This is a genomic window from Deferribacter thermophilus, from assembly GCF_049472675.1.
In the GTDB taxonomy this organism is placed as follows: Bacteria; Chrysiogenota; Deferribacteres; order Deferribacterales; family Deferribacteraceae; genus Deferribacter; species Deferribacter thermophilus.
Genome location: NZ_JAPNXM010000001.1, coordinates 343820 through 369892, shown reverse-complemented (window position 1 = coordinate 369892; position 26073 = coordinate 343820). Strand labels below are relative to the sequence as shown.

The window sequence follows — 26073 nt, the reverse complement described above, 5'->3', positions numbered from 1 at the left end:
TAACTGTTTTAATTATTCAGAATACTTTCTAATATTAAAAAAAATACAAAATTGATTAATGCAATCTTATTATTGATGCATCTATAATAGGGTAGTGTATAAGAATCTTGTGTAAGAATTGAAAAAGAGGTATACCCCAATGAATAATTATAATTTAGCTGAATTGTTTGAAAAAAAAGGATATTCGAGAAGTTTTTATGGAATTTATTTCGCAACACTTTGTTAATTTTTTAGAAAAGCTTGGAGAAATAAAAAGAGAGATTCATTGTACGGTCAATGAAGACAGTAAAAATGGTCATTTTACAAGAAATTTTGATACCATTTTTGGGAAGATAGAAGGAGTAAAAATACCAAAGACAAGGAAACTAAATTTTATCCATCGGCTGAGCAGTATGATATTATGACATTAATGGCAGCTAATAAGGTGTTAGAAGGTTTAGGAAACTTCAATAAGGAAATAGCACCAATGGTATCATTAAATAAGGGGTATCAGCTTAAAAATGAGGATATTGATACTAAAACAGAAGTTTTAAAAGAAGGGTTTGATAGATCTATTGCCGAGCTAAAAAAAGATATTACAGAACTTACCACCGGTAATGTTCAGGAATATACTGATGATAAGCATAAACATGTTAGTCCTAAAGGGGATGTGGAGCATCATAAAAATGATGGTGTTGAACAACGGCCTGATGATGCTGAGGCTGAAAGAATGTTAAAAGAAGCAAAAAGGAAAAGTGAATATAGTGATCCGTCCGATTCGGTAATGCCTTAGCAAAGCAGAACCGACACTATACACTGTCAAAATAGTGTATAGTGTCAAAAATAGTGTATAGTGTCGGTTCTAATCATTTTTGTGTAGATCTTTGTATTGATAGTATTCGTATAAACAGTATAATGGTTCCCTATAATCCCAAATTATTTTGCTACCACTATTAGAAAACAGAAAATCATCTTCAGTAGGTTCTTCTACCGGCAAATCCCCTTTTCTTGTCATCAGAATAATAATTACAGCAACAATCAACCCAATCAACATAAAGTCCATTACGTATTCTAACATCTTTTACCTCCTCGTCTTACCTGCCCTTACGGGTCAGGGACGGGAGGCAAACGTTTTTGATTATGTTTTTCCGTTTGCCACCCCGTTATAGTAAATTTAATTTTCTTTTACGGCTAATATTAAAGCTTACCTATAATTATAAAAAGATTTTTATTCTTTTGTCAATGATACTAAAATAATATATTAATATAATTATTAATATATTAATATTAGTAAAAAAATTAATATTTTATATTATATACTTCGGTAATTCGGTTGGTTAAGTTCAAATATAAGGTTCTTACAAATGTACATTAAAGCCAATAGCCCAAAAAGATACAAAAGTGCAGAAACTATTTCAAAAACATTTAAAAAGCTTAATAAAGCTTCTGATTTTGATTTGTTATGTATAACTGCCAATTAATAACCTGATATGGATATAAATATTAAGGCGCTTTAAGATCTTGTATTAATCAAAGGGAATTTGTTGTTTCATTCATAAAGGTAAAAATACACCAGCATTTATTCTTCGTAAAAGTTTTATTTAATGATTAAAAAAGTCTTTTTAACTTAATGTTGAAATTATATTAGATAATACTATAGTAACAAATAATTAGATGAAAGGAGTGGGTAAAAGTAAAATTGGGTAACGTTTTGGGTAATGGTTATTTTAGACAGAGTGTTATTGCCAGGTTTATCAATGGGATAACTATTGCTATTCGAGTCCGGTGTTGGGCATCAAATGTGGGAAATAGCTAAAAATATTGCTCACGATAGGACTTTTGGTTCTTTAGGTATGAATCAGGTAGCAAGAAGCTTAACGGGTGCGGAACTATTCAGTTTAGCTCAAGGTGCAGGAAAGATGGATGCTTACAATCAATATGGGTTTGATAAAATAAGGACTTCCACAGCTAACCTAACAGCACAGAATATAGGTGTAGGTAGTGCGTTTGATACTATGAATCAGGCTTATAAAACAGGGCTTACACAAGCAGAGCAAAAGATAGGTGAGGCACAATTAATACGTAATGTGGCTCATGATTTAGGAATAAGTGTTGCTGAGGCACAGAAATTGTATAAAACAGGATTTACGGCGACAGGCGATTTGAGGGATAAACTACTTGAGAGAATGGGAATTGATACAGAAACATTAAAATCGCAATTTGGTATTGATTACGATACACCATTATCATTTAAACCACAAATAGATAGTAGCGGACATGTTCAAAATATAATGGGATTTGAAACCGTGCAGTATGGTGAAGATGGTATGGCACATAAGTTTGGTTATGTGGCTGGTAAAGGTATGTTTGAAGAAGTTGTTACTACAATGAATATAGGTGGACACAACTACAATGCGGTAAGGACAACGCAGTATAATATGGATGGTGAAGTTGTAAACAGTATGGCAAGCTTTACGGCTGATCAGGATAATCCGTTAAGGATTAAAGGGGCTGATGGTCAAGAACACGAAATTACCGGTAGGGTATCAATTGCTGGTGATGTTGTAACCGTTAAAGATGGTATAATGGACGGTGAGAAGGTTACTGACACAACTTTTCAAGTGGATTCTGAAACCGCACAATATTTTAGAGCGGTTGGAGGTTACGAAAACCGCAATATACAAAGCGATCAGACTATTAGTGAATCTATTAATAGGAGTATTGATGAAATAAGTAATATAAAATTAAGACAGGATATAGATAAATTTGTTCGTGAAGACGCCGATCAGAAACCTGATTATGTTCAGGTTGGCGATAAAACTTTTATGGTTTATGGTTCGGTGAAACAGGTTGGTAATAAGACGGTTGCTGAGGGTGCGTTTTTTGAAGTGGATGCAAAAGGTAATATTGGTAGAGCGGTTGGTACTGGTGTATTGCAGGGTGAGGCACAAGTTGTGGATCATAAGTTTGCTGATGGATTAGAAGTAAAAGAATATTCGTTTAGTGATGGTGCTTATCTATCTTTGAAACAAGGGGTTAACAAACAAACTGAACAGGTTGACACCACTACGGTTGATACAGGTATGCATATCAATTCGTTGGATGCACTTAAAGATGTTAATGTTGCTCATCAATTATTTAAGGGTGCCACTTATACCGATGATAAGGGTAGGGAACTTATTGATATAGAAAAAGTACAACAACCTTTAAGTGATGTTGCAAAACAAATACAGACATTGGTGCATGCGAATATGGAAAAAGGGCATGTAGTATCAGAGGATTTTGTTAAGGCATTTTCTACTAATTTTTCTGGACAGGCTGGATTAGGTGGGAAGAGTGGTGGCGGTGCTTCAAGTACCGGTGTTAATGCTGGTATAGATTTATCTGTCCAACAACGAAGAACCGATTCTGAAAAGACTGGGGTGGAGCTTGATTACAATACCATTTATGGTGGGCTTGTTAATAAAGTTAAGGATTATGTAGAAAAGTATAATGAACACATTGATGTATATAAACAGCAGGGTATTACTTTAGATATGTTTGTTGCGCAACAGTTTACTAATGATTACAAAAGTTTTCTTAATAAAGTAACAGCTGAAACGGCAGGTGCGCAAAGTGGTGATATTAAGAATAATCCTAATGTAAAGGTTGAACAAATCAATGATAAACCTGGTGCTATACATACTCAGGAAGTCAAAGAGGTAACAGCAGAGGAAGCTCATCAGAATTTAATGGATGGTAATAACAGTCGTGATTTATACCATAATGTTACGCCAGATCATAAGAAGTTTACGCCAGATAAGAAAGAGTAAAATGATATCCTGCCTCTAATATTAGAGGCAGGATTAAAATGGAAGAATACCTATGGAAGCATACCTTTATCATCATACAAGCAATCATATGGAGGAATATTAAGATGCATCTTTCTGTATCTTTCTTCTATGTTTTCCATAAATATTACCGCATCATTATTTGTAACATTTTTAGCAGTATATTTTTTATTAACCTCTTTAACTGTTTTTATGGTATCTTTGTCTACGTTTTTGATTAACGCATAGATACCGAAACCTAATCCGAATACAAACAAACCAACAAAAAACAATAAAAATAAAAATTCTAACATCTTTTACCTCCTCGTCTTACCTGCCCTTACGGGTCAGGGACGGGAGGCAAACGTTTTTGATTATGTTTTTCCGTTTGCCACCCCGTTATAGTAAATTTAATTTTCTTTTACGGCTAATATTAAAGCTTACCTATAATTATAAAAAGATTTTTATTCTTTTGTCAATGATACTAAAATAATATATTAATATAATTATTAATATATTAATATTAGTAAAAAAATTAATATTTTATATTATATACTTCGGTAATTCGGTTGGTTAAGTTCAAATATAAGGTTCTTACAAATGTACATTAAAGCCAATAGCCCAAAAAGATACAAAAGTGCAGAAACTATTTCAAAAACATTTAAAAAGCTTAATAAAGCTTCTGATTTTGATTTGTTATGTATAACTGCCAATTAATAACCTGATATGGATATAAATATTAAGGCGCTTTAAGATCTTGTATTAATCAAAGGGAATTTGTTGTTTCATTCATAAAGGTAAAAATACACCAGCATTTATTCTTCGTAAAAGTTTTATTTAATGATTAAAAAAGTCTTTTTAACTTAATGTTGAAATTATATTAGATAATACTATAGTAACAAATAATTAGATGAAAGGAGTGGGTAAAAGTAAAATTGGGTAACGTTTTGGGTAATGGTTATTTTAGACAGAGTGTTATTGCCAGGTTTATCAATGGGATAACTATTGCTATTCGAGTCCGGCCCCGGGCATTTTTCTATATCATGTCAAAAAATTCAAAAACCTTAATTTTTCTGTTAAGATTATTTTCAACAAAATATTTCAAAAAAGATACATATTTTTTTTCCAACTCTCTACCTATAAAAACCTTTTTAAAGACCTCTTTATTATGAATATCTTCAAATAACTTTATTAGATCTTCTCCTATTTTTAAAAAATTTTCGGTTTTACAATCAACACACTTAATATTTAAATCATTACCTATATACAAATTATCAGTTTTTTCACACATAACACATTTCATCTCAGGGAAGTATCCAGACGAATTAAGTAAATAATGAGTTATGTAAATAAATGATTTATAAATATTTTGCTCATTTATGTTTAATAATAACTTCCATAAATAAGAATAATCATCAATATGATATTCTTGTAACAAAAAAAATATAACATTTAACCTTGCAAAAACATAAGGATTATCAATAAAATAAGAATAAGACACATAGTGCTCAAAGTTATAAAACTTATGCAGTGCCCCATTCTCTTTATACCTAATATCCATCAAACCAGGGATAAATTTGAAAACCCCCCCTTTTTTATTATAAGCACTGCTTATAAAAACTTTTATTATCCCAAAATCTTTAGATAAAACATAACCGATTGCTGATCTATCAGAATAGCTAATTAGTTTATAAATTATAGATTCAGTTTTTACTCTCAACATCAAAGAATAGTTAATAAAAGAATTGATACAGAAAAATAAATAGTCAAACCAGTAATATCATTCAATGTAGAGATAAACGGACCAGAAGCTACAGCAGGGTCATAATTAAATTTAATTAATGTAGCAGGCACAAAGGTTCCTGTAAATGCAGCAAAACTAAGAGCAAAAAAGAGTGCACATCCAACAACAACACCTATTTTAGGATCACCATGCCAAAACGGAGCCAGTATCGCTAGTAAGATACCTAAGATCAACCCCATTACCATACCAACCTTAACCTCTTTAAACATAAATTTTGTAAGCTCACTTTTATCTATTTTCCCCAAAGCCATACCTCTAATTAAAATCGTAGAAGATTGCGTCCCAACATTTCCACCCATTGCCATAACTAACGGCATGAAACTCGCTAAAATTGCAAATTCTTTAACTCTACCTTGAAAGAAAGTTATTACAAAACCTGAAATTAATTCACCAAAAAAAGTAATCAAAAGCCAGGGTAATCTTATCTTAGCAATTTTAAAAGCTTTATTTCCTAACAACAATTCATCATCAGTGGTACCAATCATTTTATATATATCTTCTGTAGCCTCTTCACGAATAATATCTATAACATCATCAACGGTTATAATACCCACAAGCTTTCTATTCTCATCAACTACAGGCACAGCCAATAAGTCATATTTTTCTACAATCTTTGCCACATCTTCTCTATCCATATCAACAGTGACACTTATAACATCCGTGGTCATAATTTCTTTTAATTTTTTATCAGGTGGATTTAATATCAACTGCCTTAAAGAAATAACACCTACCAACCTTTCTGCATCATCTATCACATAAAGATAAAAAACCATTTCTACATCTTCTGCTTTATGTAAAACCTTTGTGGCTTCTTTTACAGTAGTATCTTCATGTAGTGCAAAAAAGTTAGGGTTCATTACAGCCCCTGCACTATCTTCCGGATAGTGCAGCAGCTCTTCTACCGCTTCTACATCATCCTTTTCCATATATTTTAAAATTTCGTTAACTTTATCTTGATCAAATAACCTCAAAATATTAGCGGCATCGTCACTTTCCATCTCATTTAAAATCAAAGCAACCTCTTCTGGCTGCATAGACTCAAAAAACTCTAATAACTGCGAATCCTCTAATTCTAATATAATACTTGCAATTTTTGATTTATCATCAATACATTCCCAGATTTTTTTACGATCAAGTTCATTTAAATTTTTTATAATAACAGCAATATCTGCAGGATGAAGTTTATCCAATACTCTTTGAAGGCTACTTTTTGCATTTTTCCTTATTAACTTTTTAACAGTTTCTAATTTTACTCTTAACGCTGAAGTCAACATTATAAAATCCCTTGGATCTTTAAATATTCATCTTTATCTTGCCAATTATTAACAACTTTAACCCACAAATCAAGAAAAACCTTTACACCAAAAAATTTCTCCAAATTTTCTCTACTCCTCTTTCCAATCTCTTTTATAGTTCTACCTTGCTTTCCTATAACAATGGGTTTTTGCGATTCTTTAGATAAAATAATTGAACATGCAGCATAAAGCAAATCTTCACTTCTATCTTCCACTAACTCACATTCAACAACTGTATCATAAGGAACTTCTTCCTTTAATATTTTGAAAACCTGCTCTCTAACAAATTCTGCTATTAACAGTTTTTCAGGAACATTTGTTATGTAATCATCATCAAAAATTTTATCCCCTTCTGGTAAATCAGTTACTGTTAATTCCACAAGCTTATCAATATTTATGCCTTTCAAGGCAGATATAGGTAAAACATATTTAAATTCAGTATAACTAAATATTTTATTAGCCACTTTTAAGGCTTTTGATTTGGTAAATTTGTCCACTTTATTAACTAATAAATATTTTACCCCTTTATATTCTTTGAGTAAATTCAAAATAAAAAGCATCTCTTTTCCTATAAATTCATCAGGTTCAACCATTAAATAAACTATATCTACCATACCTAAGCTATCTATAGCATTTTGAACCATTAACCTATTTATTTTATCTTTAGCATCATGTATTCCTGGTGTATCAATAAAAATTATTTGATAATTAGCGCCAGTTTTTACCCCATTTATATTCGTTCTGGTAGTATTAGGTTTGTTAGATATAATACTTACTTTTTCCCCTAATAGATTATTTAATAAAGTTGATTTACCTACATTTGGCCTACCAATTATTGAAACAAAACCAGATTTATATTTTTTTCTCACTATCTTCTCCTAATATCGTTAACTCAAGCTTATCTAACTTTTTACCAGATTTTTCCAAAATTTTAAATTTAAAGTTCTTAAACACATATTCTTCACCAATTTCTGGAATTTTACCTGATAAAAAGTATATTAAACCACCAACAGTTTCATATTCTTTCATACTCTCATCCTTTTCTATTTTAAAATATTCACAAAAATCATCTATATCTAATAAAGGATCTACAATAAAAACATTTTCACTTATTTGAACTAATTTGTCTTCCTCCTCTTTATCAAACTCATCTCTAATCTCTCCAACAATTTCTTCAATAACATCTTCCAAGGTTACAAGACCAGCAACACCTCCATACTCGTCAATGACTATAGCTAAATGAATATGATTTGCTTGAAACTCTCTTAATAGATTATCAATTTTTTTTGTTTCAGGAACAAAATACGGTTTTCTAAGAATCGATTTCAAGTTAAAATTATTCCTATCTTTTCTTAATTCTTTAATCAAATCTTTAGTATATAAAATACCAACAATATTATCCATCCTTCCTTCATAAACAGGGATTCTGGAATATTCAGAATCAATAACTATATCCAATATTTCATCAAGAGTTTGATCAACCCTAATCGCAACCATTTCAGTCCTAGGAACCATAATTTCTTTTACCAATGTTTCACTAATTTCAAATATATTATGCAACATCTCTTTTTTTTGATTTTCTAACACACCCTCTTCTTCACCAACATTTATTAAAAACTCTATTTCATCTTCAGTAATTTTTGGTCTATCATTATCTAATTTCCCACCCATAATTTTAATCATTAATTTAACAAAAAGATTCAATACATAAGTAATAGGATAAAATAATCTATAAAATACTTTTAACAGCTTCATAAAAAGAATGGATATTATTTCAGCATTATGCTTTGCGAAAGTCTTAGGAGTAATTTCTCCAAAAATTAACACAAGAAATGTCATAACACCTGTTGTTAGAGCTATCTGACTATTTCCAAAATATTTTTCCGCTACATCAGCAGCAACTATAGAACCAAATATATTAACGATATTGTTACCTATCAAAATTGTATTAAGAACCTTATTTGGATGCATTAACCATAGCTCTAAATCCTTTGCTTTCTTCCCCTTTTCTTCTAATAAATGCTTAACCTTCAATTCACTTAATGAAGTCAAAGCAGTTTCACTAGCAGAAAAAAAACCAGAAAAAATCAAACAGATAAAAACTAAAAATAACTCTAAATTAATACTTATATCCAACTTTTACCCTCCTAAAAATATATTATACAACAAATAGGTAGTAACACTACCTAATAGACCACCTATAATAACCTCTTTTTTATTATGAATACCAAGTTGAACCCTTGATTGACTTACAAGTATAGCAAGTAAAAAAACAAGAATTATCTCTGTAATATTTTTAGTGATATATATTGTAGAAACAAGTATTGAAAAAGCTACAGCTGCATGACCAGAAGGCATCCCCCCATGTAATGGTTCACCCTTGCCAAAAATTGCCTTTAGTATTACCACCAATAGCACAGTTATAACTAATGACATAACAGCCAAATGGGAGGGTAAATCTGGTAATCTTTTAAGAGCAAAACTTGTATACTCTTTAATTTTATCAAAAAGTACAAAATAACCTACAAAAATAGCTCCAAAAGCCGTTGTTAATACCGCTCCTGCTGCCACATCTTTTATATGCTTAACTTCGTTACACTTTTCCTTACAAATAAAATCAATAATGTACTCTATTGCTGTATTAAAAAGCTCAGCTGCAATAACTAGTGATATTGTAATAGCAAGGATAATATATTCCCAAGACTTCAACTTGAAAAATAGTGCTACAAAAAGAACTAAAACAGCAAGAATGATATGTATTCTAAGATTTCTTTCTTTACGAACGGCGTAAATAACACCTTCTATAGCATAGCCAAGAGATTTCCACCAACTATCAGACTTCATCTCATTCACACAAACCGTAATTAATAGCTTTATGCAAAATTTTTTCTTGCAAATCAAACATTAATTTTTCCTCTTCATCCCCTTTTTCATGGTCATAACCCAACAAGTGCAATAAACCATGAATATATTGAAAAACAAGTTCCCTTAAAAAGGGGATATCATTTTCAAGACTATATTCTTTAACTTTATCAAGATTTATAACAATATCTCCAAGCATATCATCTTGAATAATACCCTCATTCATTGGGAAAGATAGCACATCTGTTGGATAATCTTTATCCCTATATTCCTTATTTAGTTTTTTCATTTTTTCATCATTATTTAATAATATAGATATCTCTGCCCTGTTTAAAGGGTAAATCACTTCTTTTAAAACCAATTTTGTTGTTTCATAAAAAACTTTTTCATCTATATTATAATTAGTTTCGTTAGTAATCAGCAAATCTATTTCTAAATCATCTTTCATATTTTTCCACCTTCCACTTCATATTTTTCATAAGCTTTTATAATCTTTTGAACCAAAGGGTGCCTTACCACATCTTTATCAGAAAACTCTATAAATTTTATCCCCTTAACATCCTTCAAAATTTTCTTCACAACTACTAAACCAGACTGTTTCTCCTTTGGCAAATCTATTTGAGTTATATCCCCTGTAATTACCGCTTTCGAATTAAATCCAAGCCTTGTTAAAAACATTTTCATCTGCTCAACGGTAGTATTTTGAGCCTCATCTAAAATTATAAATGAATCATTTAATGTCCTACCTCTCATAAAAGCTAAAGGAGCAAGCTCAATAACACCTTTTTCAATCAATCTTGCAGCTTTATCAATACTCAACATACTGTATAAAGCATCATATAATGGTCTTAAATAAGGTGTAATCTTATCCTCAATATCACCAGGTAAAAACCCTAATCTTTCTCCTGCCTCCACAGCAGGCCTTGTTAAAATAATTCTATTAACAACTTTATTAAGATATAGGTTTATAGCCATTGCCATAGCAAGAAAAGTTTTACCAGTACCTGCAGGACCAATCCCAAAAACTATATCATAATTCCTGATTGCATTTATATATTCATGCTGCCCCTTTGTTTTTGGAACTACAGATTTTATAAACCCAGCCACTTTTATATGGTCACTTAAAACTGCAGATACATCTTCATTTTTATCAGAATTAATCATATTTATGGCATCCCTAACATCATTGATATTCAAATCCCTAACAAAAGCAACATGTTTTAAATGATCCAAAAGCTTTGTAGTTTTTTCTACATTTTCATAATCACCTATAATCGTAAACTCTGAACCTCTAACTGAAATTTTCACATCTAATCTTTTCTTTATGAGCTTTAAATTATCATCATTAGTCCCCAAAATAATAGGAACAACCTGCTCTTCAACTGATATTACCTTTTTAATCTCCATCGTTTCTTCCACTACTCAACTCCTCAAAAATTTTTTTAGCATAAACTATCTCTTCTTCTTTATTATTAATAATACCATCTAATTTCAAATCTAAAAGTTTATCTAATACATATTTAAAGTCTTTCGATGGTTTATACCCCATCTGTTTTAATGTGTCTCCATTAATTTCAAGTTTTACATTTTGTAGTTTTGTAAAATAATTCTTAATAATTGACTCATATTTTTCACCAACAATAGCACCCAAATATAATATAAACTCATCATCTATCTCTTTTAATGTATTATAAACAAAGGAATTAACAAGATTTTTATTTTTCCTAAGTCTAATAGCTGCATTTCTTGACCTAAATATCTGTGTTAATAAATATTTTTTGTAATTATAACTCAATTCAAATCTTTCTAACAATTTTAACAAACCAGATCTCTTAATAGAATGAAACAGCAAAGCGAAACGAGGTAACCAAATTTCTATATTATTTTCAACTTGTACCGTATACCAATTAAGCAACTTTTCAAGATACTTAAAGTCATCAATTTTATCGTTAGAATAATTAAGATTTTCACCTAAAAATTTCAAAATTTCATATTTTTTCATTAAATCCAAAGCCTTTAAGTAATCTTTTTCACTAAGAATATATTTTAATTCTAAAAAAAGTCTTTGACCTACAATTCTATTTATTAACTGAAGATTTACAGCATGCTTAAGCAACCTTTCAGTATGTGGACCAATTTCAAAATTATACCTGACAGCAAATCTGATAGCTCTAAAAATTCTTGAAGGGTCATCTACAAAACTCAAATTATGCAACACCCTTATTTTTCTATCCTTTATATCAGACTGAGCTCCAAAGTAATCTATTAAAGCTCCAAAATCAGAACTATTTAGTTTGATTGCCATCGTATTGATTGTAAAATCTCTTCGATACAAATCTATTTTAATTGAAGAATCCTCCACTTCTGGGGCTGCAGCAGGAAAGTCATAATACTCTGTCCTGGCTGTTGCAAAATCGATTCTAAAATCATCTGGTAAAATAACTACTGCAGTTTTAAATTTATAGTGAGCAGAGACTTTAGCATTTTTAATCTTAGCAAATTTTTTTGCCAAAACTACTGCATCCCCTTCAACTACAACATCTAGATCTAAATTTTCAATTTTCATTATTAAATCTCTTACAAATCCACCAACAACATAAGCATTCATTCCCATTTCTTCAGCTAATTTACCAATCTCTAAAAGCAGATTAAAGATTTTTTCAGGTAATCTATCTTTCATCAAATGCTTAACATTTTTAAACCTTTTACTGTCTATATTTGTAATTCTACCTAACATATATTTTGGTGTTTTATTCATCTCTGCCATAGCTCTTAGAAAATCAGTCCTTGTTATTACACCAATAAGATTACCATCATCTTCCACAGGAACAAGCTTTTGCCTTTTTTCTAGTATTATATCTTCCACAACAGAAAATGGCGTATGAGGCTTTACTGTATAAAACTCTGTCTGCATTATTGAACCAACTTTTTCCCCTTTTAAACCATGTTGCATCCCTTTTAATATATCTTTTCTTGAGATCAAACCCACAGTCTTGCCATTTTTGAGAACTGGCATCGTATTAAGGTTATATTTCATAAATATTTCCATAGCTTCTTCAAACTTACTATCTGCATCAATATACTTAACAGGAGAAGTCATAAAATCCTTTGCAAATTTTATCGGTTTTATATTCTCTTTAATTAAATATTTCAGCTTCTCCAAAGATTCTTGCAAGGTCATATCCTTAATAATTGCACTAGCAGCATAAGGATGACCACCACCTTTGAAACCTTCCGCTATCTTACTCACATCAATATCTTCAACATTACTTCTACCTACAAATAAGACTCTATCTTCAATTCTAACCAACAAAATGCAAGCATCCAACCCTTCTACATCCATTAGCTTGTTAGCAAGTATTGCCACATCAGCTACATACTCATTATAGCTTGCATAAGATACGCCTATACTGTAAGAAGCAATTCTAAAAACAGTAAGATTTTGCAAGAGCTGATTTAATATTAAAATATGTGATTTACTCAAATCTCTTTGAATATATAATTGCAATGCATTTAAATCTGCCCCATTTTCTAGTAAAAAAGCACTAGCATAAAGATCTCTTGGAGTTGTATTACTATAAGAGAGAAACCCTGTATCTTCATAAATGCCTAATAAGAGTAATGTGGCAGTAACATTGTCAATTTCAAACTCATTTACCTTAATCCTCTCCGTAATGATAGTAGAAGTGGATCCAAAATTAAAAATGTATTCTTCATCAGCATTAATATCCCTTCCACTAACTGGATGATGGTCGTAAATAATAATTTTTTTTGCATTTTTTAAAAGCTTTGATGCTTCCCCTAATCTTTCTGAAATCTTACAATCAGTAATAATTAAAACCTCAATTTTTTCGTTTTCAACATCATTAAGATGTTTTAATGGTATATCGTCCAGTTTATAATCTTTTATAAACTTTCTTATAGATTCATCAAAACCACTCGTATAAACTATATAATCTGCATTGTATATTTTTAAGGCTGCATAAGCACTTGCAAATGCGTCAAAATCAGGATTTACATGTGTAACCACTAACTTCAATTCTACCTCTCAAACCTTGGATGATAACTAATAAGACTATTCCTTAATGAATCATCATCAAGCTGTGTATAAATTTCAGTTGTCAAAATAGATGAATGTCCCAACAACATCTGAATTACTCTTAAATCCGCACCATTTTTCAAAAGGTGAGTAGCAAATGTATGTCTAAAAACATGTGGTGAAACATTTTTTTTAATCCCAGCTAATTCTGCGTACTTTTTCACAATACCCCAGCAATATACCCTACTTAATTTTTTACCATATCTATTCAAAAACAGATACCCACTATCACTACCCTTTACAAAATAATTATGTCTTACTTCAAGATAATTATCAAGTAAATCTAATATTTTTTTATGAATAGGTACATATCGCTCTTTTCCACCCTTCCCTTTTACTCTAATTATCCCCCTTTTAAAATCACAATTAGTTAGCTCTATATTTACCAACTCACTAATTCTGAGGCCAGAAGTATAAAGCAATAATATCATAATATAGTCTCTAACACCAATAGGTGTATTTTTATCAATACATCTCAAAATCTTATCCACTTCTTCTTCATTTAAAAACTCTGGCAACTTAAACCATTTTTTTGGCTTATCAATAGCTAATACAGGGTTTTTATCTATCTTCTTCTCTTTAATTAGAAAATCATAATATGTAGATATACTTGACAACTTTCTTAAAATTGATTCAATAGTATACCCACATTTAACCAGATATTTAATATAATTTAAAATAGATGTATTATCATCAACCTTTAGTTTTTTTTCACCTAAATAGCTAATGTACTGCTCGACATCTCTAATATATGCATCAATAGTATTATCTGATAGTGACTCTTCTACAATTAAATAATGTTTAAAATAATTATGAACTTTCATATTTTTCTATGATATCATCAACGTTACTCATCCCTAAACGATCTGCTCCAGCATTTATAAACATAACAGCCTGCTCAAATGTTTTTATTCCACCAGATGCCTTAATCATAATTTTATCACCAAATGCATTTTTTATCAATTCTATATCTTCCAACCTTGCACCAGAAGCTCCAAAACCAGTGCTTGTTTTTACAAAATCAATACCACAGTTTATTAATAAACTTACTGCATCTAAAATTTGTCTTTTATTTAAATAACATGCCTCGATTATTACTTTAATAGTTTTATTTTTTGTAAACTTTCTAATTTTTGTTAACTCTTCTTCAACATATTTATAGTCTTTTTCTAAAAATTTTGACACATTCATAACTATATCATATTCATCTATACAAAAATTTTTTATATAGGCAATTTCTTTTATTTTATAATCAGTATTATTATAACCAAATGGAAAACCTATAACAGTAACTATTTTTGATTGTATTTTTTCTATTTCTTTATAATTTTCAATTATTTTTTCCATAGGTAAACATAATCCATAGAAACCATACCTTTTACATAAATTAATATATTTATGAACAATACTAGTTATAATATCCGCTTTTAAATATGTAATATCGATTTTTTCTATTACTTCCTTAACTTTATTATTAATATTCATAATAATGAATTCCTCCTCATAAATAATTTATTTTTACTATTTACAATCTTTTTATGTTGATTTATAGTTTACTCAGTTTTTAAATAAATGCAATATAGTTTAATGGAGGTAGAAATGGGTAAGAAACCAAAAATAACAAAAGAAGAAGCATTAGAATATCATGCAGGTGCCAGACCTGGTAAAATTGAAGTAGTTCCCACCAAACCATGCTTTACACAAAGGGATTTATCTTTAGCGTACACTCCAGGCGTAGCAATACCTTGTGAAGAGATCGAAAAGAATCCTGATCTTGCTTTTGAATACACTGCCAAAGGTAATTTGGTTGCAGTAGTTTCAAATGGTACTGCTGTATTAGGGCTTGGAAATATTGGTGCATTAGCAGGCAAACCTGTAATGGAAGGTAAAGGTGTTCTATTTAAACGATTTGCTGATGTTGATGTTTTTGATATTGAAGTTAATTCGCAAAATCCAGATGATGTTATTAAAGTATGCGAGCTTTTAGAACCTACTTTTGGTGGGATTAATTTAGAAGATATAAAAGCACCTGATTGTTTTTACATAGAAGAAGAATTAAAAAAGAGACTGTCTATCCCTGTTTTTCATGACGATCAGCACGGAACCGCAATTATTGCAGCTGCTGCTCTACTAAATGCTCTCGAACTTGTTAATAAAAAAATTGAAGAAATAAAGATAATCATAAATGGAGCTGGTGCTGCAGGGATTGCAATTGGAAAATTATTAATTTCTTTGGGTGCAAAAAAAGAAAATATTATTATGTGTGATACCAAAGGGGTAATCTATAAAGGTAGAAAAGAAGGGATGAATAAATATAAAGAAGAGTTTGCTATTGAAACCGATAAACGAACTTTAGAAGAGGCAATGGATGGTGCTGATGTATTTATGGGGCTATCTGTTAAAGGTGCTGTAACTAAAAAGATGGTAAAATTGATGAACAGAAATCCTATAATTATGGCTATGGCAAACCCTGATCCAGAAATTACACCAGAGGAAGTAGCAGAAGTAAGAGGTGATGCAATAATGGCAACTGGTAGGTCAGACTATCCTAACCAGGTAAACAATGTTTTAGGTTTCCCTTTTATTTTCAGAGGTGCTCTTGATGTAAGGGCAAAAGAGATCAACGAAGAGATGAAAATCGCAGCAGTAAAAGCTCTGGCAGCATTAGCAAAAGAAGATGTACCAGAAAATGTTTGTAAAGCTTATGGAGAAGAAAGGATTGAGTTTGGTAAGGATTATATAATACCGAAACCTTTTGACCCAAGAGTCCTTACATGGGTAGCACCTGCTGTTGCAAAAGCAGCTATGGACACAGGGGTTGCGAGAAAACCAATTACAGATTTTGAAAAATATAAAGATTATTTAGAGTCAAGATTATCCTTTGCTAAGGAATTTACCAGAGAAATTATTCATATTGCAAAACAAACACCTAAACGAATTGTATTACCTGAAGGCGATTTTGAAAAGGTTCTTAGAGCAGCTCAAAAGATTGTTGAAGAAGGGTTTGGAACACCTATTTTACTTGGAAATAAAGAAAATATCTTGGAACTTTCTAGTAAATACAACATAAACCTTTCTGGCTGTGAGATAATCGAACCAGCAAAATCTGATAAACTTGAAGAGTATGCAAATCAATTATTCCAGATGAGGCAAAGAAAAGGTATGACATTAATAGAGGCAAAAAGAAGACTTTCAAAAGTTTATAACTACTATGGAGCTATGATGGTATTAAACGGCGAAGCTGATTGTATGCTCACTGGCTACTCAAGAAGTTATGGTGATTCCATAAGACCGATATTAGAAACAATGAGTTTACAAAAAGGTTATACAGTTCCATCAGGTTCATACTTTATGGTTTTTAAAAACAGATTGGTCTTATGTGCTGATACTACTGTAAATATTGATCCAGATGCTGAACAGTTAGCTCAAATTGCCATTCAATCAGCTGAAACTGCAGAAAAATTTGGTATTGAGCCTAAAATAGCAATGCTTAGCTTTTCAAACTTTGGTAGTGTGAGAATTCCAAGAACAATTAAAGTAGCAGAAGCAATGAAAATTGTAAAAGAAAGATATCCTAATTTAACAATTGATGGTGATATGCAAGCTGACACAGCAACATATCCACCAATAGCTGAAGAAGCATTCCCTTTCTCTGAAATTAAAGGGGATGCAAACATTTTAATCTTCCCTAACTTAGAAGCAGGTAATATCGCCTACAAACTTCTTTATAGATTGGGTAACGGGATAGCGATTGGACCAATCCTTCAAGGATTTTGCAAATCTGTGCATGTATTACAAAGAGGTAGTGAAGTAAATGAGATAGTAAACATGGCTGCGATTGCTGTTGTTGATGCAGAATGGAAGCAAAAAAACGAAGAAAAAATTTGTCTTTAAAATACAAAAAAAATTACAGGCCTGACGGGTATTACCGTCAGGTTTTTTTAAAAATTACTTGAATTTATATTCATTCTAAATTATAACCCTCAAAAAAGTTTGAGGGTAAATAGTGAAAAAAAAGATTGTTATTATCGGGGCTGGTTTTGCTGGGTTAAATGCTGCAAAAACCCTTTCTAAAAACAAAGAAATAGAAATTGTTATTATTGATAGAAAAAATCATCACCTATTTCAACCTTTACTATATCAAGTAGCAACTGCAGGGCTAAACGAAGCTGATATTGCCTATCCCATCAGGAGTATTTTTAGTAGGAAAAAAAATATTACTGTTTTAAAAGATGTGGTAGTAGATTTTGACCTTGAAAATAGACATGTAATAACCAAATCAGATAAAATTAAGTATGACTACCTAATAATTGCAGCTGGTGCAGAAGAAAATTATTTTGGAAATACACAATGGAAGAACTATGCCCCAACAATAAAAACGCTAAAAGATGCTCAAATCTTAAGAAACAAAATACTTAATGCCTTTGAAATGGCTGAAAAAGCAAAATCTGAAAACGAAAAAAAGAAATTTCTTACTTTTATAATTATAGGTGGTGGCCCAACTGGTGTCGAATTGGCTGGAGCAATCGGCGAAATGACAAGAATCACTCTGGCCAAAGACTTTAGAAATATTGACCCAAGGCTTTCAAGAATCATTTTAATTGAAGCAGGTAAAAGGATATTACCATCTTTTGATGAAAAGCTAAGTACCAAAGCAACAAGAGATTTAGAATCACTTGGTGTTCAGGTATGGACAAATAGTTTAGTTACAGAAATAAATGAAAAGGGAGTAAACATAGGTAATGAGTTTATTGAAGCTGCTACAGTCATTTGGGCAGCAGGTATAAAAGCTAATAAATTATCTCAAAAAATTCCTGGAGAAAAAGATAAATCAGGTAGAATTAAAGTCAACGCAGATTTAAGCTTACCAAACTATCCTGAAATTTTTATCTGCGGAGATATTACAAATTTTGAGCAAAATGGCACACCTCTACCTGGAATTGCTCCCGTCGCTATGCAACAAGGAAAACATGCAGCTAAGCAAATTCTGAATGATTTAAAAAACAAAAAAAGGGAACCCTTTAAATATTTTGATAAAGGGCAGCTTGCAACAATTGGTAAAAGTAAAGCAATAGCTGAAATAAAAAATATTAAATTATCTGGCTTTATTGCATGGTTTACATGGATTTTTGTTCATATTTTATATCTAACAGGTTTTAAAAATAGACTTTTCGTAATGCTACAATGGGGTTGGTCATACTTTACATTTAAAAAAGGAGCAAGATTGATTATCGATAACGAAAATTGATGAATTAATTCTCTTCCCCTCTTTTTCTATAACTTACCACTAAAGGGACACCCTTAAAACCGAAGTTTTCTCGAATTTGGTTTACAATAAATCTTTTATAAGAAAAATGAACAGCCTCTGGATAATTTACAAAAATTACAAAATGTGGTGGTTTTATATCCACTTGCGTCATATAATAAAATTTCACCCTTCTATTTCTTACCACCGGTGGCTGATGTAAATACTGTACCTCTTCTAAAAGTTTGTTAAGTTTTGATGTTTGAATACGCTTAGTGTACTCCTTATAAAGCTCATTCACAGCATCAAAAATTTTAAAAATATTTTTCCCTGTTAATGCTGAGACAAAAACTACTGGTGGATTATTTAAAAATTTAAACTTCTCGTTTATATCACTTTTAAATTTATTCCCAATCTTTTCATCCTTTTTTACAGCATCCCACTTATTGACAGCAATTATTACTGGTCTTCCAGCTTCATAAGCATCAGCTATTATCTTTACATCTTTTTCAGTCACACCTTCTGTAGCATCTATAACACCTACAGCGATGTCTGCCCTTTGGATAGAATCATAACTCCTATAATAACCATATTTTTCAATCCTATCTTTAAACATAACAGACTTTTTTCTTATCCCAGCAGTATCTATTAATACATATTGCTGTGAATTAAAGTTAAAAAATACATCTACACTATCTCTTGTTGTTCCAGGAATTGGCGTTACAATTAGTCTTTCATCTCCAAGCCAACTGTTTATTAAACTTGATTTACCAACATTTGGTCTGCCAACAACAACAATTTTAACACTTTCACCATAGTCTAAATCAACATCATCTTTCTCATGGTAATTTTCTAATATTTTATCTAAAATCATATCTATATTTCTACCATGAGTAGCACTAATCGGGATAATTTCATCTACACCCAGTTGATAAAAATCAGCAATAAAAGCTTCTAATTTATCATTATCAACTTTGTTAACTGCTACTATAAAATTTTTCCCTTTTTCTCTCAAAATGTTACAAACTATCTCATCAAGAGGGTGCACCCCCTCTTTTGCATCCACGAGCAAAATAAAGAAATCGGCCTCTTCTAGTGAAGCATAAAACTGCTTTATCATCTCTTTTTTCAAAAGTTCTTCTCTCAAATCGTAACCGCATGTATCAATAACTTTAAACTTTTTGCCTTCCCATTCTACTATATGCTCAATTCTATCCCTTGTAACACCAGGGATATCGTCCACAATAGCTATTCTTTTACCAGCAAATCTATTAAAAAGCGTGGACTTTCCTACATTAGGCCTTCCAATAATTCCAACAGTAAACATCTATTCTCCCATTAAATTTAAAACTTGATTAATTCTCTTTATAACCTCTTCTTTACCAAGGTTTACAACCAATTTATCTAACTCTGGCCCCTTAGTAGTTCCAGAAACACCTACTCTTATAGCCATAAACAATTTTTTCCCTTTAACTTTTACTTCCTTTTGAACTTCTTTTATAGCTATTTTATAATTATCCTCATTTAATTCATCTATATTTTCAACAAAATTTTTAAAAGACACTAACACAGATTTTGTTGTATCATATCCTAAAATTTCCTTAGCTGAATCATCAAAATCTGTATTCATACAGAAGTATACTTTCAAATAATCTGACACTTCTGATAAAACTTCTAAATTATCTCTTATAGATTCCACCATCTTTACTAATTTTTCAAAATTCTCTTGAATATAATCATTACTAACTAAACCAGAATTAATTAAATATGGGATACATAATTTGGTAAGCTCAACCAAATCTTTATTTCTTATATAAATTCCATTCATCCACTTCAATTTTTCAAAATCAAATACTGCAGCACTTTTTGAAACTCTATCTAGTGTAAAACTCTTAATTAGCTCTTCCTTCGACAAAATTTCTTTCTCCTCAGGATGAGACCAAGAAAGCAATGCCAAATAATTAAAAAGAGCTTCGGGTAAATAACCCTTTTCACGAAATTGATTGACACTTGTATCCCCATGCCTTTTACTCAATTTTGAATGGTCAGGGCCCAAAATCATTGGTATATGTGCAAAATTTGGTATTTCAAAACCTAACGCATTATATATTAAAACTTGTTTAGGCGTATTGCTTAGATGATCATCCCCTCTAATTACATGAGAAATCTTCATCAAAGCATCATCTATAACAACAACAAAATTATATACAGGTGTTCCATCCGGTCTTACTATTATAAAATCTCCAAAAGCATCAGTTTTAAAAGTAATATTTCCCCTTATAATATCATTCACTTCAACTTCTTCTTGTTCAACCTTAAATCTAATAGATGGTTTTAACCCTTTATTTTCTAACTGTTGAATCTGCTCCTCTGTTAAATTCCTACATTTACCGTTATATCTTGGGGGTTTCCCTTCTTTTAATGCTTTTTCTTTCATCACTTCAAGCTCTTCTTTACTGCAGAAACACTTATACGCTTTTCCTTCTTCTAAAAGTTTATCAACATATTTTTTGTAAATATCAAATCGTTCTGTCTGTCGATATGGGCCAAACTCCCCACCTTTAATTGGACCTTCGTCCCAGTCTAAACCTAACCATTTTAAATCCTCATAAATTAAATTTTCACTTTCTACAGTAGATCTCTCCAAATCGGTATCTTCTATCCTTAATATAAACTTTCCTCCCATGTTTTTAGCAAATAAATAATTAAATAAAGCTGTCCTTGCATTACCTACATGAATATGACCAGTTGGACTTGGTGCAAATCTTACCCTTATACTCATTTAATCCTCCAAAAATATTGATTATTTATCATAAATATACTAATATGTTTGTAAAAATTATATTTTTATTATGATGAAAAAGATACTTATAGCAGACGCTTCTAAAGTGTCAAGAATTCTTTTAGAAAAAATACTTGCTGATACATTTGATATAATATCTTTCTCTTCAATAGCTGAAACTATAGATTATTTAAAAAAGAATTCAGCTGATATTCTAATTTCTGGTTTCGAATTATCCGATGGCAATGCTTTCAAATTAGCAGAATTAATCAAAATCAATGATATATTAATACCAATTTTACTTATAACTTCAGATCCCAAAACAATATCCAAATATGATGTTTACTCTTATGGAATTTTAGACATTTTAACAAGGGATCATATAGATGAAAATATAATAGATGAGATCAATCATATTATTGAATTATATTCAAACATTGATTTATCCAACTCTTTTATAGCTGCTATCGATGATAGCAAAACACAACTCTACTTTATAGAAAATGTATTAAAACAGACCAAATCCAAATATTTTTTATTTGAAAATCCAAGAGAGTTTATACAAACCTTACCCCATAACAAACCAGATATTTGTATTTTAGATGTCTATATGGATGAGATGGACGGTATCGAAGTTACAAAGGCAATTAGAAAATTTCCTGAGTTAAAAAATACGAGAATCCTTATCCAAACATCAGCAAGAGAAAATTCACTTTTGAGAACACTAATGATAATAGGAGCTGACGATTATATTATTAAACCTTATTCAACAGAAGAATTACTTTTAAAAATTATAAATAATTACAAAGTAAAAAAATTAAATGATGAATTAGACCAAATTAATAAAGAGCTCTTTGAAAAAGCTACTACTGATCCCCTAACAGGTCTTTACAACAGGAGATTTATTATTCAACAGCTCAATATCTTGATAGAAAATTATAAAAGATATCTCACCCCTTTCTCAGTTATAATTTTAGATATAGACCACTTTAAAAAGATAAATGATACTTATGGCCATGACATAGGAGATAATATATTAATAAGTTTAGCAAAAATATTAAAGGATACTTTAAGAAAAACAGATATTATAGGAAGATTTGGCGGAGAAGAATTCCTATGTCTTATACCAAACACACCAGCAGAAAATCTTTCATTAATAATTTCAAAACTTTTGAATAATGTTAGAAATTTTGAATATAAACACAATGATACTGTTATCAAATTTACAATAAGTATAGGCTGTTGTCTGTTTACTAAAAAATATAAAAGTGACAATGAAATCATTAAATGTGCTGATGATATGTTATACAAAGCCAAAAATAGTGGTAGAGATCAAGCTTTTTTACATATTGAAGGCACAGAACTAAATATAGTATGAGTACAAAGCTTGCATTTTTATTTGCTTTTTCTTATGTAATATTTTTTTGCTTAATAAATATTTACAATAAAAATAAAATAAGTATTAAAATAATAAAATATGCCAAAATTGTGTATCTTGGTTATAACGACAAAACAATTTCAGGTATAATATTTGGCTTAATTTGGGCTTTCTTTGATGGTTTTATCACAGGTCTAGTATTAAATTTTATCCTAACTATTTTTAGATAAAAGAGATGCTTAATAGCATCTCTTTATATTTTGTTGCCATGAAGACCAAAAAGTTGTCTTAAAGCATGTCTACCAATATTTGGGTTTTCCTTTAATCTCCTTCTTGAATAAGGCAACCAATCTTTTCCAAAAGGAACATATACTCTCAATCTGTGCCCAGCAGAAACAATAATTTCCCTTAATTCCTCATCAACACCTAAAAGCATTTGAAATTCATACTGATTTTTATCATATCCATACTTTTCTATCAATCTAAGAGCCTCAAATACAAGCTTTTCATCATGGGTAGCTATACCTACATATGCCTTATTTTTCAACAAAAGCTCAAGCGAATAAGTAAAGTTTCTATTTATAATATATGGATCTTTGTAAGCTAATTTTCTTGGTTCATTGTATATACCTTTACACAATCTAAAATTCATTGGGCCATCAGATAGTTTTATAATATCATCTGGAGTTCTTCTTAAATATGACTGTAATACTGTACCAACATGCCCTGGGAACTCTTCTCTCAATCTTCTGTAGAATTCTAGTGTATCATCTGTACATTTGGTATCTTCCATATCTATTCTAACAAAATTATTTAATGATTTTGCATGAGCCACTATTTCTCTAATATTTTCAAAAGCAAACTCTTTATCCAAAAGTAGTCCCATTTGAGTAGGCTTTAAGGATAAATTAGCATCAAGCCCTTCCTTATCAATAGTATCCAAAATTTCTATACACCTTTCTTTATAATACTTAGCCTCATCTTTAGTGCTTATAAACTCACCTAATATGTCAATGGTTGCCATCATATTTTTATTATTTAGTTCGTGAGTAACTCTAACAGCATCGTATAATTCTGGACCTGCAATATAGCTTTTAGCAAACAGGCCCACAATTGGGCCTGGTATATACATAATCGATTTAGATATTAAAAAATTCAAAAGTCCCATTTTTTACTCCTCAGCCATAAATGGGTATCTATAATTCTCAGGAGCATCAAAATTCTCTTTTACTGTTCTTGGTGTTACCCATCTTATCAAATTCAAATAACTACCTGCTTTATCGTTTGTACCAGAAGCTCTACTACCACCAAAAGGCTGTTGACCAACTACAGCACCAGTAGGTTTATCATTTACATAAAAATTACCAGCAGCATATTCCAATTTTTCCAATGCAATACTTATAGCTTTTCTATCTTCACCAAAAATAGCACCAGTTAATCCATAAGGTGATGTATTATTACATAACTCCAAAGTCTCTTCATACTTATCATCGTCATATACATAAACTGTCAACACAGGGCCAAAAATCTCTTCTTCCATAAGTTTAAATTTTGGATTGGTTGTTTCAACCAAAGTTGGCTCAATGAAATATCCGACAGATTTATCACAGCCACCACCAACAAGGATTTCAGCTTCATTAGAATTTTTAGCATAATCGATATAAGATTTTATACTTTCAAAAGCACTTTCATCTATCACTGCATTGAAAAAGTTAGAAAAATCTTCTGGACCACCAATCTTAATAGACTTGATTTCTTCAATCATCATTTCTTTAACATCTTTCCATATAGATTTAGGAATGTATGCCCTTGAAGCGGCAGAACATTTTTGACCTTGATATTCATAAGCTCCCCTTACAAGAGCTGTAACTAACTTTTTAATATTTGCACTATTATGGGCAAATACAAAGTCTTTACCACCAGTCTCACCAACAATTCTTGGATAATATTTATAATTTTTTATATTTTCACCCACAATCTTCCACATATTTTGAAAAACTTCTGTACTCCCTGTAAAATGAATACCAGCTAAATTAGGATCTCTTAAAACAACATTACCTACAGTGGAACCTGAACCAGGAATAAAGTTTATAACACCATCAGGTAAACCAGCTTCTTTCAATAATTTCATAATAAAATATGGGGCATAAACAGCAGTAGATGCTGGCTTCCACACAACAACATTACCCATAATAGCAGGTGCTGTTGGTAAGTTACCTCCAATTGAAGTAAAATTAAATGGCGTTACAGCAAAAATAAAACCTTCTAATGGTCTATGCTGTACATAATTCCAAGTTGGTTTTGGTGAATATGGAGGTTGATCAGTGTAAATTTGTTGCATGAAGTAAGTGTTGAATCTCCAGAAATCGATTAATTCACAAGCAGAATCTATTTCAGCTTGAAAAACATTTTTACTAACAGAAAGCATAGTAGCTGCATTTAGTATATATCTATACTTACCAGCAAGTAATTCAGCTGCTTTTAAAAATATAGCTGCACGCTCTTCCCATCTATATTTTTGCCATTCTTTCCAAGCTTCAAGAGCAGCTTCAATAGCCATTTTGACCTCATTTTCGCCTGCCATATGATATTCTGCTAATACATGATTATGATCATGAGGACATACAACTTTTCCAAGCTTTCCAGTTCTGACCTCTTTACCACCAATTATAAGAGGGATTTCAATTTTTTGATTTCTAAGCTCATTAATTGCATTCTTTAATAATTCACGCTCTTTTGTGCCTGGAGCATAACTATAAACTGGTTCATTTTCTGGGTATGGAATTTTTACGATACTATTATTAAACAGAAACATATTTC

General features: G+C 30.8%; 22 protein-coding genes and 1 pseudogene. 7 read left to right on the top strand and 16 right to left on the bottom strand.

Annotated features, from left to right (window positions below; translation table 11 throughout):
• Positions 1–139: 139 nt before the first annotated feature.
• A pseudogene (locus OWM07_RS01885) lies at positions 140–374 on the top strand (IS256 family transposase); the annotation flags it as partial.
• A gap of 35 nt (positions 375–409) precedes the next feature.
• Positions 410–772: a hypothetical protein gene (locus tag OWM07_RS01880; RefSeq protein ID WP_423301977.1), complete on the top strand. Its 363-nt coding sequence runs from the start codon at positions 410–412 to the stop codon at positions 770–772.
• A 69-nt stretch (positions 773–841) separates the two neighbouring features.
• Here the strand turns inward: OWM07_RS01880 and OWM07_RS01875 are convergent, their stop codons facing one another.
• Positions 842–1057 (bottom strand): hypothetical protein, encoded by a 216-nt coding sequence (locus OWM07_RS01875; protein WP_423301976.1) that lies wholly within the window; start codon positions 1055–1057, stop codon positions 842–844.
• A gap of 721 nt (positions 1058–1778) precedes the next feature.
• Here OWM07_RS01875 and OWM07_RS01870 point away from each other — a divergent pair.
• Positions 1779–3791 (top strand): hypothetical protein, encoded by a 2013-nt coding sequence (locus OWM07_RS01870; protein WP_423301975.1) that lies wholly within the window; start codon positions 1779–1781, stop codon positions 3789–3791.
• A 50-nt stretch (positions 3792–3841) separates the two neighbouring features.
• Here OWM07_RS01870 and OWM07_RS01865 read toward each other — a convergent pair whose 3' ends face one another.
• The 11 genes from OWM07_RS01865 to deoC form a co-directional block, all read right to left on the bottom strand.
• Positions 3842–4102, bottom strand: coding sequence for a hypothetical protein (locus OWM07_RS01865; RefSeq protein ID WP_423301974.1), 261 nt, complete (start codon positions 4100–4102; stop codon positions 3842–3844).
• Between the two features lie 722 nt (positions 4103–4824).
• Positions 4825–5511 carry a hypothetical protein gene (locus OWM07_RS01860; RefSeq protein ID WP_423301973.1) on the bottom strand — a complete coding sequence of 229 codons (687 nt, stop codon included), beginning with the start codon at positions 5509–5511 and terminating at the stop codon, positions 4825–4827.
• Positions 5511–6866, bottom strand: coding sequence for a magnesium transporter (gene mgtE, locus OWM07_RS01855; protein WP_423301972.1), 1356 nt, complete (start codon positions 6864–6866; stop codon positions 5511–5513). The genes OWM07_RS01860 and mgtE overlap by 1 nt, the downstream gene beginning before the upstream one ends.
• Positions 6866–7756, bottom strand: coding sequence for a GTPase Era (gene era / locus OWM07_RS01850; RefSeq protein WP_423301971.1), 891 nt, complete (start codon positions 7754–7756; stop codon positions 6866–6868). Before era ends, mgtE begins: the two co-directional genes overlap by 1 nt.
• Positions 7740–9023 carry a hemolysin family protein gene (locus OWM07_RS01845; RefSeq protein ID WP_423301970.1) on the bottom strand — a complete coding sequence of 428 codons (1284 nt, stop codon included), beginning with the start codon at positions 9021–9023 and terminating at the stop codon, positions 7740–7742. Before OWM07_RS01845 ends, era begins: the two co-directional genes overlap by 17 nt.
• Positions 9024–9026: 3 nt before the next feature.
• Positions 9027–9731, bottom strand: a complete 705-nt coding sequence (locus tag OWM07_RS01840) for a diacylglycerol kinase (protein WP_423301969.1) — start codon at positions 9729–9731, stop codon at positions 9027–9029.
• Position 9732: 1 nt separating this feature from the next.
• Positions 9733–10197, bottom strand: coding sequence for an rRNA maturation RNase YbeY (gene ybeY, locus OWM07_RS01835; RefSeq protein WP_423301968.1), 465 nt, complete (start codon positions 10195–10197; stop codon positions 9733–9735).
• Positions 10194–11156, bottom strand: a complete 963-nt coding sequence (locus OWM07_RS01830; RefSeq protein ID WP_423301991.1) for a PhoH family protein — start codon at positions 11154–11156, stop codon at positions 10194–10196. The genes ybeY and OWM07_RS01830 overlap by 4 nt, the downstream gene beginning before the upstream one ends.
• Positions 11146–13779, bottom strand: coding sequence for a CBS domain-containing protein (locus OWM07_RS01825; protein WP_423301990.1), 2634 nt, complete (start codon positions 13777–13779; stop codon positions 11146–11148). The genes OWM07_RS01830 and OWM07_RS01825 overlap by 11 nt, the downstream gene beginning before the upstream one ends.
• Before the next feature lie 11 nt (positions 13780–13790).
• Positions 13791–14672 carry a site-specific tyrosine recombinase/integron integrase gene (xerA, locus tag OWM07_RS01820; protein WP_423301967.1) on the bottom strand — a complete coding sequence of 294 codons (882 nt, stop codon included), beginning with the start codon at positions 14670–14672 and terminating at the stop codon, positions 13791–13793.
• A complete protein-coding gene (gene deoC, locus OWM07_RS01815) occupies positions 14659–15333 on the bottom strand; it encodes a deoxyribose-phosphate aldolase (RefSeq protein ID WP_423301966.1) in 675 nt (224 codons plus the stop codon). Before deoC ends, xerA begins: the two co-directional genes overlap by 14 nt.
• Before the next feature lie 114 nt (positions 15334–15447).
• On the opposite strand from deoC, the gene OWM07_RS01810 reads away from it, so the two are divergent.
• Together OWM07_RS01810 and OWM07_RS01805 are read left to right on the top strand one after the other, a co-directional pair.
• Positions 15448–17742 (top strand): NADP-dependent malic enzyme, encoded by a 2295-nt coding sequence (locus tag OWM07_RS01810; protein WP_423301965.1) that lies wholly within the window; start codon positions 15448–15450, stop codon positions 17740–17742.
• Between the two features lie 112 nt (positions 17743–17854).
• Positions 17855–19096 (top strand): NAD(P)/FAD-dependent oxidoreductase, encoded by a 1242-nt coding sequence (locus tag OWM07_RS01805; protein WP_423301964.1) that lies wholly within the window; start codon positions 17855–17857, stop codon positions 19094–19096.
• Between the two features lie 4 nt (positions 19097–19100).
• On the opposite strand, the gene der is transcribed toward OWM07_RS01805, so the two are convergent.
• Positions 19101–20420: a ribosome biogenesis GTPase Der gene (gene der, locus OWM07_RS01800; protein WP_423301963.1), complete on the bottom strand. Its 1320-nt coding sequence runs from the start codon at positions 20418–20420 to the stop codon at positions 19101–19103.
• The gene (gltX, locus tag OWM07_RS01795; protein ID WP_423301962.1) at positions 20421–21875 is read right to left on the bottom strand and encodes a glutamate--tRNA ligase; all 1455 of its coding nucleotides are present in this window, start codon (positions 21873–21875) and stop codon (positions 20421–20423) included.
• Between the two features lie 70 nt (positions 21876–21945).
• On the opposite strand from gltX, the gene OWM07_RS01790 reads away from it, so the two are divergent.
• Both OWM07_RS01790 and OWM07_RS01785 read left to right on the top strand, forming a co-directional pair.
• The gene (locus OWM07_RS01790; protein ID WP_423301961.1) at positions 21946–23253 is read left to right on the top strand and encodes a GGDEF domain-containing response regulator; all 1308 of its coding nucleotides are present in this window, start codon (positions 21946–21948) and stop codon (positions 23251–23253) included.
• A complete protein-coding gene (locus OWM07_RS01785; protein WP_423301960.1) occupies positions 23250–23483 on the top strand; it encodes a hypothetical protein in 234 nt (77 codons plus the stop codon). The genes OWM07_RS01790 and OWM07_RS01785 overlap by 4 nt, the downstream gene beginning before the upstream one ends.
• A 23-nt stretch (positions 23484–23506) precedes the next feature.
• Here the strand turns inward: OWM07_RS01785 and OWM07_RS01780 are convergent, their stop codons facing one another.
• Positions 23507–24421, bottom strand: a complete 915-nt coding sequence (locus tag OWM07_RS01780; RefSeq protein ID WP_423301959.1) for a proline dehydrogenase family protein — start codon at positions 24419–24421, stop codon at positions 23507–23509.
• 3 nt (positions 24422–24424) lie between these two features.
• Positions 24425–26068, bottom strand: coding sequence for an L-glutamate gamma-semialdehyde dehydrogenase (pruA, locus tag OWM07_RS01775; protein ID WP_423301958.1), 1644 nt, complete (start codon positions 26066–26068; stop codon positions 24425–24427).
• Positions 26069–26073 lie beyond the last annotated feature (5 nt).

Bases quoted from the DNA above. Each gene is read 5' to 3' on its own strand.
- OWM07_RS01785 (WP_423301960.1), top strand. From the start codon at position 23,250: ATGAGTACAAAGCTTGCATTTTTATTTGCTTTTTCTTATGTAATATTT.
- OWM07_RS01830 (WP_423301991.1), bottom strand. From the start codon at position 11,156: ATGGAGATTAAAAAGGTAATATCAGTTGAAGAGCAGGTTGTTCCTATT.
- der (WP_423301963.1), bottom strand. From the start codon at position 20,420: ATGTTTACTGTTGGAATTATTGGAAGGCCTAATGTAGGAAAGTCCACG.
- OWM07_RS01790 (WP_423301961.1), top strand. From the start codon at position 21,946: ATGATGAAAAAGATACTTATAGCAGACGCTTCTAAAGTGTCAAGAATT.
- OWM07_RS01780 (WP_423301959.1), bottom strand. From the start codon at position 24,421: ATGGGACTTTTGAATTTTTTAATATCTAAATCGATTATGTATATACCA.
- xerA (WP_423301967.1), bottom strand. From the start codon at position 14,672: ATGAAAGTTCATAATTATTTTAAACATTATTTAATTGTAGAAGAGTCA.
- OWM07_RS01860 (WP_423301973.1), bottom strand. From the start codon at position 5,511: ATGTTGAGAGTAAAAACTGAATCTATAATTTATAAACTAATTAGCTAT.
- mgtE (WP_423301972.1), bottom strand. From the start codon at position 6,866: ATGTTGACTTCAGCGTTAAGAGTAAAATTAGAAACTGTTAAAAAGTTA.
- OWM07_RS01870 (WP_423301975.1), top strand. From the start codon at position 1,779: ATGTGGGAAATAGCTAAAAATATTGCTCACGATAGGACTTTTGGTTCT.
- pruA (WP_423301958.1), bottom strand. From the start codon at position 26,068: ATGTTTCTGTTTAATAATAGTATCGTAAAAATTCCATACCCAGAAAAT.
- OWM07_RS01875 (WP_423301976.1), bottom strand. From the start codon at position 1,057: ATGTTAGAATACGTAATGGACTTTATGTTGATTGGGTTGATTGTTGCT.
- ybeY (WP_423301968.1), bottom strand. From the start codon at position 10,197: ATGAAAGATGATTTAGAAATAGATTTGCTGATTACTAACGAAACTAAT.
- OWM07_RS01840 (WP_423301969.1), bottom strand. From the start codon at position 9,731: ATGAAGTCTGATAGTTGGTGGAAATCTCTTGGCTATGCTATAGAAGGT.
- gltX (WP_423301962.1), bottom strand. From the start codon at position 21,875: ATGAGTATAAGGGTAAGATTTGCACCAAGTCCAACTGGTCATATTCAT.
- OWM07_RS01810 (WP_423301965.1), top strand. From the start codon at position 15,448: ATGGGTAAGAAACCAAAAATAACAAAAGAAGAAGCATTAGAATATCAT.
- OWM07_RS01880 (WP_423301977.1), top strand. From the start codon at position 410: ATGGCAGCTAATAAGGTGTTAGAAGGTTTAGGAAACTTCAATAAGGAA.
- deoC (WP_423301966.1), bottom strand. From the start codon at position 15,333: ATGAATATTAATAATAAAGTTAAGGAAGTAATAGAAAAAATCGATATT.
- OWM07_RS01865 (WP_423301974.1), bottom strand. From the start codon at position 4,102: ATGTTAGAATTTTTATTTTTATTGTTTTTTGTTGGTTTGTTTGTATTC.